The organism is Pseudomonas sp. NFACC37-1 (assembly GCF_900101575.1).
Taxonomy (GTDB): domain Bacteria; phylum Pseudomonadota; class Gammaproteobacteria; order Pseudomonadales; family Pseudomonadaceae; genus Aquipseudomonas; species Aquipseudomonas fluorescens_AA.
In genome coordinates this window covers 335,155-347,412 of the sequence record NZ_FMUZ01000003.1, presented here as the reverse complement: position 1 = coordinate 347,412, position 12,258 = coordinate 335,155, and the positions used below count along the sequence as shown (strand labels likewise).

Annotated in this window: 11 protein-coding genes; 4 read left to right on the top strand and 7 right to left on the bottom strand. The window is 60.7% G+C overall.

The features are described 5' to 3' along the window. Positions 1 to 203 precede the first annotated feature (203 nt). Positions 204 to 1,895 carry a long-chain-fatty-acid--CoA ligase FadD1 gene (gene fadD1 / locus BLP82_RS06075; RefSeq protein ID WP_092166037.1) on the bottom strand — a complete coding sequence of 564 codons (1,692 nt, stop codon included), beginning with the start codon at positions 1,893 to 1,895 and terminating at the stop codon, positions 204 to 206. Positions 1,896 to 2,259: 364 nt separating this feature from the next. After that, entirely contained in the window at positions 2,260 to 3,948 is a 1,689-nt protein-coding gene (gene fadD2 / locus BLP82_RS06070) for a long-chain-fatty-acid--CoA ligase FadD2 (protein ID WP_092166035.1), read from the bottom strand. A 224-nt stretch (positions 3,949 to 4,172) separates the two neighbouring features. On the opposite strand from fadD2, the gene BLP82_RS06065 reads away from it, so the two are divergent. Further along, positions 4,173 to 5,117, top strand: a complete 945-nt coding sequence (locus tag BLP82_RS06065) for an alpha/beta hydrolase (RefSeq protein WP_092166034.1) — start codon at positions 4,173 to 4,175, stop codon at positions 5,115 to 5,117. 40 nt (positions 5,118 to 5,157) lie between these two features. Continuing rightward, a complete protein-coding gene (locus tag BLP82_RS06060; RefSeq protein ID WP_092166033.1) occupies positions 5,158 to 5,628 on the top strand; it encodes a MaoC family dehydratase in 471 nt (156 codons plus the stop codon). A 152-nt stretch (positions 5,629 to 5,780) separates the two neighbouring features. Here BLP82_RS06060 and BLP82_RS06055 read toward each other — a convergent pair whose 3' ends face one another. The 4 genes from BLP82_RS06055 to BLP82_RS06040 form a co-directional block, all read right to left on the bottom strand. Then, positions 5,781 to 6,644 (bottom strand): efflux RND transporter periplasmic adaptor subunit, encoded by an 864-nt coding sequence (locus BLP82_RS06055; protein ID WP_092166032.1) that lies wholly within the window; start codon positions 6,642 to 6,644, stop codon positions 5,781 to 5,783. A gap of 9 nt (positions 6,645 to 6,653) precedes the next feature. After that, entirely contained in the window at positions 6,654 to 6,860 is a 207-nt protein-coding gene (locus tag BLP82_RS06050) for a DUF1656 domain-containing protein (RefSeq protein ID WP_003198565.1), read from the bottom strand. Next, positions 6,847 to 8,847 (bottom strand): FUSC family protein, encoded by a 2,001-nt coding sequence (locus tag BLP82_RS06045; protein ID WP_092166031.1) that lies wholly within the window; start codon positions 8,845 to 8,847, stop codon positions 6,847 to 6,849. The genes BLP82_RS06050 and BLP82_RS06045 overlap by 14 nt, the downstream gene beginning before the upstream one ends. 406 nt (positions 8,848 to 9,253) lie before the next feature. Continuing rightward, a complete protein-coding gene (locus BLP82_RS06040) occupies positions 9,254 to 9,721 on the bottom strand; it encodes a ferritin-like domain-containing protein (protein WP_060738860.1) in 468 nt (155 codons plus the stop codon). Between the two features lie 207 nt (positions 9,722 to 9,928). On the opposite strand from BLP82_RS06040, the gene BLP82_RS06035 reads away from it, so the two are divergent. Further along, positions 9,929 to 10,165 carry a DUF3820 family protein gene (locus BLP82_RS06035; protein ID WP_025212254.1) on the top strand — a complete coding sequence of 79 codons (237 nt, stop codon included), beginning with the start codon at positions 9,929 to 9,931 and terminating at the stop codon, positions 10,163 to 10,165. Positions 10,166 to 10,182: 17 nt separating this feature from the next. Next, entirely contained in the window at positions 10,183 to 11,370 is a 1,188-nt protein-coding gene (locus BLP82_RS06030) for an aminotransferase class V-fold PLP-dependent enzyme (protein WP_092166030.1), read from the top strand. A gap of 221 nt (positions 11,371 to 11,591) precedes the next feature. On the opposite strand, the gene BLP82_RS06025 is transcribed toward BLP82_RS06030, so the two are convergent. Beyond that, the gene (locus tag BLP82_RS06025; RefSeq protein ID WP_060738863.1) at positions 11,592 to 12,257 is read right to left on the bottom strand and encodes a bifunctional 4-hydroxy-2-oxoglutarate aldolase/2-dehydro-3-deoxy-phosphogluconate aldolase; all 666 of its coding nucleotides are present in this window, start codon (positions 12,255 to 12,257) and stop codon (positions 11,592 to 11,594) included. Position 12,258 lies beyond the last annotated feature (1 nt).

Genomic DNA, 12,258 nt, shown 5'->3' with positions numbered 1-12,258 from the left:
CGATTGTGGCGAGGGGATTTATCCCCGCCGGGCTGCGAAGCAGCCCCCACGATTCATCAGCTACTGCCGATGTGTCAGGCAGAACTCAGGGGGTTGCTGCGCAACCCAGCGGGGATAAATCCCCTCGCCACAGTTTTTTTGCCAAACTGGACAATCCATGCAAAAAGCCCCGCATTCGCGGGGCCTTTTTCTTTATAGCGGTCTTACTTCTTCAACCCCAGCTTCCTGAGCTCTTCGTCACGCAACTCGCGGCGCAGGATCTTGCCCACGTTGGTGGTCGGCAAGGCATCGCGGAATTCCACGGCCTTGGGCACCTTGTAACCGGTGACGTTGGCACGCATGTGTTCCATCACCTGTTCCTTGGTCAACGTCACACCGGGCCGTGCGACGATGAAAATCTTGATCGCCTCGCCAGACTTCTCGTCCGGTACGCCGATGGCCGCGCATTGCAGCACGCCCGGCAGGGTTGCCAGCACATCTTCCAGTTCGTTGGGGTACACGTTGAAACCGGAGATCAGGATCATGTCCTTCTTGCGATCAACGATGCGCATGTAGCCGTCCGGCTGGATCAGCGCAATGTCACCGGTCTTGAGCCAGCCTTCGCTGTCGAGGATCTCGTCGGTGGCTTCCTGACGCTGCCAGTAGCCCTTCATCACCTGCGGACCTTTCACGCACAACTCGCCGATTTCGCCCAATGGCTGCTCGACGCCCGCGTCATTGATCACCTTGCACAGGGTCGACGGTACGGGAATGCCGATGGTGCCGATCTGAATGTGCTGGATCGGGTTGACGGTGGCCACCGGGCTGGTTTCGGTCATGCCATAACCTTCGCAGATCGGGCAACCGGTCACCTCTTTCCAGCGCTCGGCCGCGGCCAGTTGCAAGGCCATGCCACCGGACAGGGTGACTTTCAGTGCCGAGAAGTCCAGCTTGCGGAAGGCTTCGTTGTTGCACAGGGCCACGAACAGCGTATTGAGGCCGACAAAACCGCTGAACTTCCACTTCGACAGTTCCTTGACCATCGCCGAGAGGTCGCGCGGGTTGCTGATCAGGATATTGTGGTTGCCGATCAGCATCATCGCCATGCAATGAAAGGTGAAGGCATAGATGTGGTACAGCGGCAGTGGCGTGATCAACACCTCACAACCTTCATTGAGGTTGGAGCCCATCAGCGCCTTGCACTGCAGCATGTTCGCCACCAGGTTGCGGTGGCTGAGCATCGCGCCCTTGGCCACGCCGGTGGTGCCGCCGGTGTATTGCAGCACGGCCACATCGTCGCTGGTGGGGTTGGCTTCGTTCACCGGCTGGCCGTGGCCTTTGCTCAGCACGTCGTTGAACTTGACGGCCTTGGGCAAGTGATAAGCCGGGACCATCTTCTTGACGTACTTGATCACGCTGTTGATCAACAGGCGCTTGAGCGGCGGCAGCAGGTCGGCGACTTCGGTGACGATAACGTGCTTGACGCCCGTCTTCGGTACCACGGTTTCGGCCAGGTGCGCCATGTTCGCCAGGCACACCAGCGCTTTGGCACCGGAGTCGTTGAACTGGTGTTCCATTTCCCGCGCGGTGTACAACGGGTTGGTGTTGACCACGATCAGCCCGGCACGGATCGCACCGAACACGGCCACCGGGTACTGGAGAACGTTGGGCAACTGCACGGCGATTCGATCGCCCGGCTGTAAATCGGTATGCTGTTGCAGGTACGCGGCAAACGCCCCGGACAACTCGTAGAGCTCACCGTAGGTGATCGTCTTGCCGAGGTTGCTGAATGCCGGCTTGTTGGCAAAGCGTTGGCAGGACTGCTTCAACACCGCCTGAATATTCGGATACTCGTCTGGATTGATGTCGGCAGCAATCCCAGCTGGGTACTTATCCTTCCAAAAGTCTTCGATCATGGAAGCCCACTCCTCAGCAACGCGAATTCTCACCGCATTTGATGCGATTATTATTGGTGTGTGTTTATTGGTGATCTGGCTTGAATCAAGGCCGAGAAGTCACAAAAGCGCGCCGAGAGTAGCAGCTTTGCCAAGGGTCGCCTAGAGCCAAAAACAACCCCTACAGTCATAAACATGACTCATGAATATTTTATGGTCACTTTTAGAGTAAAAATTCTAAGCCCTGGATAATCACCCCGAATACATAAAAAACGGTGGGAGCGAGCTTGCTCGCGATGACGGTGTATCAGCCAACATTTCTGTCACTGACCTACCGCTATCGCGAGCAAGCTCGCTCCCACAGGGTTTCCATGAGGCCGGCGCCTCAGGCGATATCCCGTAACTCGCGCCGCAGGATCTTGCCCACCGGCGTCATCGGCAATGAGTCCCGCAACACGATGTGCTTGGGAATCTTGTAGCCGGTGAAGTTCTCCTTGCAATAAGCCTTGAGTTCTTCAAGGCTGACCCCGGTTTCCCGCGCCACCACGAACAACTTCACCGCCTCCCCCGAACGCTCGTCCGGCACGCCGATCACCGCACAGTTGGCCACCTTGGGATGGGCCATCACCACGTCTTCGATCTCGTTGGGGTACACATTGAAACCCGAGACGATGATCATGTCTTTCTTGCGGTCGACGATGCGCACGAACCCGTCCGGGTCGATCACCGCGATATCGCCAGACTTGAACCAGCCCTCGCTGTCCAGCACTTCGGCCGTGGCCTCGGGCTTGTTCCAATAACCCTTCATGATCTGCGGCCCCTTGATGCACAGCTCGCCGCGCTCGCCCAGAGGCTGCTCGACGCCATCGTCGTTGATCACTTTCATCAGGGTACCCGGCACCGGCATCCCCACCGTGCCCAGCCGAGACTTGCCACCGTAAGGATTGGCACTCGCCACCGGTGAGGTTTCGGTCAGGCCATAGCCCTCGGTAATGCCGCAACCGGTGATCTGCTGCCAACGTTCGGCGGTGGCCTTGATCAACGCGGTGCCGCCGGAATTGGTGACCTTGAGGTGGGAAAAATCCAGGGTCTTGAAATCCGGATGGTCCATCAACGCCACGAACAGTGTGTTGAGGCCCAGCAGCAACGAGAAACGCCAGTTCTTCAGCTCCTTGATGAAGCCGCCGATGTCCCGTGGATTGGTGATCAGCACGTTGTGATTGCCGGTCACCATCATGCACATGCAGTTCGCCGTGAACGCATAGATATGGTACAGCGGCAGCGGCGCGATCATGACCTCCTGGCCTTCGCGCAGCAGCGGCTGGCCGTCATCGCCGAGCTGTCCCAGACAGGCCCGGGCCTGTTGCATGTTGGCCACCAGGTTGCCGTGGGTCAGCATCGCGCCCTTCGCCAAACCGGTGGTGCCGCCGGTGTATTGCAATACCGCAATATCGTCGAGGCTGACGTTCAGCGGCTTGATGCCCTGTCCGCGTCCCAGGCGCAAGGCGCTCTTGAAGGAAATGGCCTGGGGCAGCGAATAGGCCGGGACCATTTTCTTGACCTTGCTCACCATCGTGTTGACCAGCCAGCCCTTGGCGGTGGGCATCAGGTCGCCCATCTTCGCTTCGATCAGGTACTGCAGGTCCGTATCGGGCAACACCTCCTGGACTTTCTGCCCGAACATGTTCAGGTACACCAGCGCCCGGGCACCGGAGTCCTTGAACTGATGACGCATTTCCCGCGCGGTATACAGCGGGTTGGTGTTGACCACGATCAGCCCGGCGCGCAAGGCACCGAACACGGCGATCGGGTATTGCAGGACGTTAGGCATCTGCACCGCGATACGATCGCCGGGCGCCAGGTCGGTATGGGCTTGCAGGTAGCCGGCGAAGGCCGCGCTGTAGCGCTCGAGCTCGGCATAGGTGAGGGTCACCCCCATGTTGCTGAACGCCGGACGATCGGCAAATTTCTTGCAGGAACGCTCGAACACCTCGATCACCGACTTGTAGGTCCCCAGGTCGACATCCAGGGGCACGCCGGCCGGGCGTTTGTCATTCCAGAAATCAGGCTGCATTGTTTTTGTCCTCTTTACCTGAGCATGTCCGGGCCGCGTCTGTATCGCTTGCAGAGGCGGAGCTCTTGGGACACTAGCAGCTATGGCCAATCAGGCAAATATGGCAACCTGCGTCATAGATTGTGTGAATCTTCTTGCCATGGTGTGGCCTGATCAGGCGAGACGCAACGGATGCGCTATACAATGCAGCGACGCTGCGTCTGACTTTGTGCAAAGGAATCGCCATGATCCACCAAACGTTCTGGCTGACCGCGACCGACCATAGCCGCCTGTTCGTCAACCAGTGGCTGCCCGAAACCGCGCCGTTGGCGGTGATCATGCTGGCCCATGGCATGGCCGAACACAGCGGCCGCTACGCCCGCCTGGCCCAGGCGCTGTGCGACGAAGGCTACGGTGTCTATGGGATGGACCTGCGCGGCCATGGCAAGACCGGCGAGGAAGCGATGCTCGGCCACTTTGCCGACGAAGACGGCTGGGCCAAGGTCGTGGGCGACTTGGCCAGCCTCAACCATCACATCGGCCAGCAGCACCCGGATACGCCCATCCTGCTGCTGGGCCACAGCATGGGCAGCTACATCGCCCAGGGTTACCTGCTGCATCACAGCGCCAGCCTGCACGGGGCGATTCTCAGCGGTTCGAACTTCCAGCCGGTGGCGCTCTACCGCAGCGCGCGCCTGATCGCCCGCTTCGAACGCCGGCGCCAGGGTGCGACGGGGCGCAGTGCCTTGATCGAGTGGTTGTCGTTCGGCAGTTTCAACAAGAAATTCAAGCCGACGCGTACCCCTTTCGACTGGCTCAGTCGCGATCCGGCCGAAGTCGACAAGTACGTCCACGACCCGCTGTGCGGCTTTCGCTGCACCAATCAACTGTGGGTCGACCTGCTCGGCGGCTTGCAGCAAATCAGCAAAGCGTCCAATCTCGCCCAGATCGATCCGGGCCTGCCCTTGCTGGTGATCGGTGGCGAATGTGATCCGGTGAGCGAAGGCAAGCGTCTGAAGGATCTGGCCGACGCCCTGCGCGACGCCGGCAGCCAGCACCTGCAATTGACGATTTACCCGCAGGCCCGGCACGAATTGTTCAATGAAACCAACCGCGATGAAGTGACCGCCGACGTGCTGGCCTGGATTGCCCAGGCCCTGGAACACAAGCGGCCGCCACGCAGCGAGTAGGCTTGCAGCGTTTTCCTTTACTCCACAGGATCTGAAACAGATGACCCAGGTTACCAACACCCCTTACGAAGCCCTCGAAATCGGCCAGACCGCCAGCTACAGCAAGACCGTCGAGGAGCGCGACATCCAGCTGTTCGCGGCGATGTCGGGCGATCACAACCCGGTGCACCTGGACGCCGAATTTGCCGCGGCGAGCATGTTCAAGGAGCGCATCGCCCACGGCATGTTCAGCGGTGCGCTGATCAGCGCGGCGGTGGCGTGCGAGCTGCCTGGGCCGGGCACGATCTATATCGGCCAGCAGATGAGCTTCCAGAAACCGGTGAAAATCGGCGACACCCTGACCGTGCGCCTGGAAATCCTGGAAAAGATGCCGAAGTTTCGCGTACGCATCGCCACCCGCGTGTTCAACCAGCGCGACGAGCTGGTGGTGGACGGCGAAGCCGAAATCCTCGCCCCGCGCAAGCAGCAGACCGTGACCTTGCCGACGTTGCCGGCGATCACTGTCGGTTGATTACCGCGATCTAAAGTGAATGACATGTGGCGAGGGGATTTATCCCCGCTGGGGCGCGAAGCGGCCCCAATACCTCAAATCCCTGCCGTGTTTCAGCCTGGGCACAGGGGCTGCTGCGCAGCCCAACGGGGATAAATCCCCTCGCCACAAAATTATGGCTGGTCTTCGCGCACCTGCACGCTCGCCGTCATCCCGGCGCTCAGGTTCACGCCCTCCGGCACCCTGTCCAACTTGATCCGCACCGGGATCCGCTGGGCCAGGCGCACCCAGTTGAAGGTCGGCTCCACCTCCGCCAGCAACTGCGCATCGGGGTTGGTGTTGCGGTCGGTAATGCCGCGGCTGATGCTTTCGACATGTCCCTCCAGCGCATGGCCGGCACTCATCAGCCAGATCTTGACCGGATCGCCCACACGAATCCTGGGCAATTTGGTTTCTTCGAAATAGGCCTGCACATAGAACGTCGAATCGTCGATCAGCGCCATGACCGGCTGTCCGGCATTCACGTAGTTGCCTTCGGCCAGGCGCAGGTTGGTAATGTGGCCGCTGCGGGGGGCCAGGACTTGGCTGCGGGCCAGGTTGAGCTCGGCGACCTTGGCCTCGGCCTGGGCTTCGCGCAGTTCGCCGCGGGCGATGCCGGCGTTGATCTGGGCGTTTTCCCGCAGTTCGGCACTGATGGCCTGGGGCCCCAGGGCGGCGCGGCGACTGGCTTCATGTTCGCGCAGGCTCAGTTGCTGCTGGCGCGTCTGGACCACGGCCCGGGTCTTCTCCACCGCCGCCTCGAAACGCTCGCGGTCGATGCTCAGCAATAGATCACCGGCCTTGACCTGCTGGTTATCCACAGCCTTGAGCTCGCGCACCCAGCCCGACACGTCGGGTGCGATCACCACCACATCGGCGCGGATCCGCGCATCGCGAGTCCAAGGCGTGAGCATGTAGTACTGCCACAGGTGAAAGCCGGCGAAAATCGCCACGGCCACCATGCACAGCGTGACGGCGACACGTACGGAAGTACGCATGTTCAACTCCTATAGCGGCCCGAGGACCACGGTAATAACAGTCAGGACACAGACATACAGGGCGCAGTCGAACAAGGCTTCATGCCAGATCCAGCGCCCGGCCGGCACCAGGCTGAGCAACAGGCGCAGCGCGCCGGTCACCAGCAACGCCAGCACCACATAAATCAGGAACGGGCTGAGCAACACCCCGCCAATCGACCATTCACGCAAGCCCATGGCTGTGCTCCCGTCGTTCTGGTTCGTGCTGGCTGCACCAGGCGCGCCAGCTGTTTTGCAATTGCACCACCGCACCCTGGGCCAGCTTCAGTGCATCGCTGGGCGCCTGGGTCGACAACACGTTCAGGAAGGCAGCGCTCGCCGGGGCCAGCGCATCGGCCTGGTCACCGGTCGGACCACGCTCGAGCACCCGCTCCAGCGCTTCGAAATAACGGCGCTGCGCCCGGGTATCGGGCATTTGGGCGACGGCCAGGCTCAGGCGCAAATGCAACAGCTCATCGCCGATGTCCAGGCCAAGCAAACCATCATCCCAACGGCTGCGCGACTGCACCGGCAGTTCAGGGTAATGCCTGGCGAGCTGCAACAGCCGGTCGGCCATGCGCCCGCCGAACCAACTCTCGGCCCCCGGCAGGCGGCGATGGGTCAGGCGCACCAGATCGTGAAGGGTCGCGGCCAGCAGACGACGGCTGTGCCAGGTCGGGTTGCGCAAAATCAGCAGATTGAAGGCCAGCACTGCCGCGCCCACGCCGATCATCATGGCCTGGGCGTTGTTGAAGAACGCCGCGACGTCGTATTTCATGGCATTGAGCGGTGAAATCAACACCACGAAGTGCAGGCAGAACGACGTCGCCGTGGCGAAGATCTGCGGCTTGGCCATGCCCAATGCCCCGAAAAACAACGGCACGCCCATGGCCATGCACAGCATCGCGAAACTGCTCCATTGCGGTAGCACGAGTTCGCCGATCACGAACGCCGTCGGCACGGCCAAAAAGATGCCCCGCAGAAAACTCATGCCGATCTGCGCGCCGTTTTCGCGACTGGCGAACAGGCTGCACACCACGCACGTCAGTACCAGCGCACCCGATGCGGCGGGCCAGGCGGTCGCCAGCCAGAAACAGGCCACTGCCAGGAATGCCAGGGCGCTACGCGCGCCGAAGACCATGGCCAGGGACACGTCACGATGGGGCGTCAAGGTACGGGGTGGATCCGCCGCCTCCCTGCCCTCCTGCACCGCCGTCAAGGCTGCGCAGGCGGCCAGGGCGGTATCGAGCAACAAAGCGAACCGCGCCAGGCAGTAACTCTGCGCCGCGCTGATCTGTGGGTCGTGGGATGCATCCCATACCCGGGGGCGCAAGGCTTGCAGGGTCGCACTGTCGGCATCGAGGGCTTGCTGCACCTCGTTCATCCACGGCTGGAGCGCCATGGTTTCCTCGGGGTCGAGCTGCTTCCACTGCCGGCGCACCGAGCGCGAGATGCGCAGCAGCATCAGCAATTTCTGGCTCAAGCCGCTGATGGCCCGGGCTCGCTGTCGACCACGGCTGCCTTCGAACCAGGCATGTTCGCGCTGGGCGTCCACCGCGACGATCCTGCCCAGAATTTCCAGCAACCCTTTACGGGCCTGGGCATCGCCCGCCAGGGTCGCACGGGCTGCCTGCATGCCACTGTGCCAGGCAGCCAGGGCCTGACCGGCCAGTTGCCGCTCGACCCGCAACGGCCAGAGCAAGGCACTGGCCGCCGTGGCACAGACGATGCCCAGGCTGATCTCGGTGCAGCGCGCCACCGCTTGGTCAAACACCCCCAGCGGATGGGAAATGGCCGGCAGGGCAATGATCGCCACCGTGTAGCCGGCCAACACGAATGAGTACGACCAGGCACTGCGCAGCAGCGTCGAACAGGCCGTACACAGGCCCAGCCAGAGCGCCAAGGCCAGCAGGAACAACCAGGGCGCCTGGGCAAACAGGCCCATGAACACCACCGACATGACGGTGCCCACCAACGTGCCGACCAATCGTGCCAGCCCTTTCTGCACCACCATCCCGGACAGTGGCTGGGCGACGATGATCGCCGTCATCAGCGCCCACGACGGCTGCTCCAATCCCCAGCGCAACGCCAGCCATAGCGCCAGCCCGGCGCCAAGCACGGTCTTGATGGCGAACTGCACAGCGAGGCGGTCGGGGGCGAACAAGGCCTGGAAAGTAATGGGCACGCGAAAAACTCTTTGGGGGACGCAATAACGATAGATGCAATACGGAGTGAATAGCTGGCGCAATTATTAGCTAGCTAACTATATGAGTCCAGAGGTGATTACTGCGAATTTAACAACACACACTTTCTGACAGATGCTCAGTTAAAGGGAATCATTGCAGCATCAACGGCACTGAAGCGAACGCTTTTGTGGTGAGGGGATCTACCCCCGCTGGCTGCGTAGCGCCCCCCCCCAGAGCCGACACCTCTCGGTGTATCAGGTGTACTGAGTGAGCTGGTTTGGGGCTGCTTCGCAGCCCAGCGGGGATAAATCCCCTCGCCACAACGGTGCTCACCTTCAATCTGACTAACATCACACAAAAAAAAACGCCAGGCGGGCTGGCGTTTTTTCGGCGTTGGCTGCGTATTTAACTCTGGGCACGCGCCTGGTTACGCAGAGCCTTGACCTGGTCATGGTTTCGTTGCACGCCATGGTACTGACGCTCAACCAAGTCACGAATGCCCACCAGGTTGTGCTTGTTGATCTTCTCGATGGCCTCTTTGTAAGCCTTGAGCGCATGGTCCTCGCCTCGCTCGGCTTCGTTGAGCACCGCTTCTTCGTCCTTGCCGGTGAACATCGATTTCACGTCTACCCAACGACGGTGCAGGTCACCAGCGACGCTGGTGGACGTTTCCGGATCACCGCCCAGCGAACGAACGGCGGCTTGCAACTCGGCTGCCGCGGTGGCGCAATCAGCCGAGCGCTGCACGAACAGCGTCTTGAGTTCTGGATGCTTGATGTCTTCAGCGCAGGTCTTGAACCCTTCCTGGCCATCCTTGCTGGTCTCGATCAGGTCGTTCAAGACGGAGATGGATTCTTTGTTGATGTCAGTCATTTTTCAGTTCCTTTGCTGGTGAATAAAAAACCTGCAAGGGATATTGCATCAGCCATGCCAGCCACCAACCTCAATAAAATCACTTAAAAATCAAATAGTTAAAAAACATCCTGAAATCTGTATCCGCGCTATTTGCATGATCTGTCATTTGGCCTGCATGCAGAATGCCTGTATTTTCGAGACAGGTTTGAAATCAAGACGATTGCCATGAATCCGGAAAAGCTCGAGTTGCTCGTCACACGTCAAATGCCCTTTGGTAAGTACAAGGGCCGAATCCTTGCCGACCTGCCGGGTCAATACCTCAACTGGTTCGCTCGCGAGGGTTTCCCCCACGGTGAACTCGGCGGTTTGCTGGCCTTGATGCAGGAAATCGATCATAACGGCCTGTCGGACCTGCTCGACCCATTGCGCGCCAAGCACGGCAAACCCAAGCCTCGCCACTAACCGATTGAGCCCCGTCCATGCCTGAAAATACCCTGCGTGCCCACGATGAAGCCTTCTGGCAGACCTATGTCGGCCGTTATGAGGTCGACACCGAGGGGCCGCTCAATCTGGAAAACGGCTACTTCGGTCGCATGTCGCGAACCGTGGTCGAGGAATACCAGCGCAATATCGCCTTCATCAACCGCAGCAATTCGGTGTACGTACGCCAGCATTTCGACCAAGGACAGGACGAAGTGATTCGCCAACAAGTGGCGCAACTGATCCACGTAGCACCGCAAACCGTGGCGATGGCCACCAGCGCAGTGGATGCCCTGCAATCGTTGATCCGCAACTACAACAGGCTGAAGCCGGGGGATCAGGTGCTGGTCTGTGACCTGGAGTACGCGGCGGTCAAAAGCGCAATGCGCTGGCTGGCCCGACAGCGTGGCGCAGAGGTGATCGAACTGGTCCACCAGCACCCCGCCAGTTTGGAAAGCCTGGTGGGCACCTATCGCAAAGCGTTCATTGAGCACCCTCGCGTGAAGCTGATGGCGCTGACCTACGTCAACCACCTCACCGGCTTGGTGATGCCGGTCCAGGCTATTGCCGAGACGGCCCAGGAGTTTGACGTCGATATCATTCTCGATGGGGCCCATGCCTTGGGCCAGATCGATTTCGACATCAAGAAACTCGGCATTCACTTCGCCGGGTTCAACCTGCAGAAGTGGATCGGCGGGCCCCTGGCCCTGGGTTTCTTATACATTGCTCCGCAGCGGCTGGCCGACATCGACCCGGACATGGACGAAGGGCATTATCCCGTCACCGACGTCCGCTCGCGCACACCCCATAGCACGCCCAACATCCCGGCCTTGCTGACCCTACCCCTGGTGTTCGAGGAGCACTATGCCCTGGGTGGCGCTGCGGCCAAGGGCGCGCGACTCAAGTACCTGCGGGACCTGTGGGTGAACGCCGTGCGTGATGTACCGGGTATCGAGGTCATGACCCCGGACGATCCGATCCTGTACTGCGGCATCACCTCGATGCGCTTCACCGCCCAGATGGACCAGCAGGCGATGGCTGATCGACTGCTCAACGACTATGGGATCTTCACCGTGGTCCGCCACACCAGCGTCGGGCCGTGCATCCGTATTACCCCCGGACTGACCACCCTGGCCGGTGATATCCAGCGGTTGGTCCAGGCGCTGATGGAATTGAGCCGAACATAGTTGTGGCGAGGGGATTTATCCCCGTTGGGGCGCGAAGCGGCCCTGTTTTTTTGGGGTCTGCTGCGCAGCCCAGCGGGGCGGTGCGACGTTTCGCTAAATCCCTTCGCTACAGGTTTAAATGTCAGGCCCATTTGTCGCGACAAATCCCAGGCAAAAAAAACGGCGCGCCGACCAAGCGCACCGTAAAACCGTAGAACACCCAACGAGGTTCGGTAAAACAATCAGTCCAGCAGCGCCAAGGCCTCGGCGGTGCATTCCTGAATGCGGGCCCAGTCGCCGTTCTTGATCCACTCCGGATCAAGCATCCAGCTTCCGCCCACGCACATCACGTTTTTCAACGCCATGTAGCTCTTGATGTTGGCAGGGCTCACGCCGCCGGTCGGGCAGAATTTCACTTCGCCGAACGGGCCGCCCAAGGCCTTGATGGCCGCGACGCCACCACTGACTTCGGCCGGGAACAGTTTGAAGCGGCGATAGCCCAGGCTGTAGCCTTCCATGATGCCCGAGGCATTGCTGATGCCCGGCAACAAGGGGATGGAGCTGTAGACGCTGGCTTCGAGCAGGTCACGGGTGATGCCGGGGGTGACGATGAACTGCGAACCGGCCGCCTCGGCGGCGTCCAGCATGTGGCGGTCGAGCACCGTGCCGGCGCCGGTCACCAGTTCCGGACGCTGCTCGCGCAGCACCTGGATGGCCTTGAGGCCGTGTTGGGAACGCAACGTCACTTCCAGCGCCGTCAGGCCACCAGCGGCCAGGGCATCGGCCAGCGGCAGGATGTCCTGTTCACGGGCGATGGTGATCACCGGCAGGATCCGCGCCTTGGCGCAGAGACTGTCGATCAGGGCAACTTTGTCCGCCATGGAAACGGTCGGGGATGGGTTTGTCATA

Bases quoted from the DNA above. Each gene is read 5' to 3' on its own strand.
- fadD1 (WP_092166037.1), bottom strand. From the start codon at position 1,895: ATGATCGAAGACTTTTGGAAGGATAAGTACCCAGCTGGGATTGCTGCC.
- fadD2 (WP_092166035.1), bottom strand. From the start codon at position 3,948: ATGCAGCCTGATTTCTGGAATGACAAACGCCCGGCCGGCGTGCCCCTG.
- BLP82_RS06065 (WP_092166034.1), top strand. From the start codon at position 4,173: ATGATCCACCAAACGTTCTGGCTGACCGCGACCGACCATAGCCGCCTG.
- BLP82_RS06060 (WP_092166033.1), top strand. From the start codon at position 5,158: ATGACCCAGGTTACCAACACCCCTTACGAAGCCCTCGAAATCGGCCAG.
- BLP82_RS06055 (WP_092166032.1), bottom strand. From the start codon at position 6,644: ATGCGTACTTCCGTACGTGTCGCCGTCACGCTGTGCATGGTGGCCGTG.
- BLP82_RS06050 (WP_003198565.1), bottom strand. From the start codon at position 6,860: ATGGGCTTGCGTGAATGGTCGATTGGCGGGGTGTTGCTCAGCCCGTTC.
- BLP82_RS06040 (WP_060738860.1), bottom strand. From the start codon at position 9,721: ATGACTGACATCAACAAAGAATCCATCTCCGTCTTGAACGACCTGATC.
- BLP82_RS06035 (WP_025212254.1), top strand. From the start codon at position 9,929: ATGAATCCGGAAAAGCTCGAGTTGCTCGTCACACGTCAAATGCCCTTT.
- BLP82_RS06030 (WP_092166030.1), top strand. From the start codon at position 10,183: ATGCCTGAAAATACCCTGCGTGCCCACGATGAAGCCTTCTGGCAGACC.
- BLP82_RS06025 (WP_060738863.1), bottom strand. From the start codon at position 12,257: ATGACAAACCCATCCCCGACCGTTTCCATGGCGGACAAAGTTGCCCTG.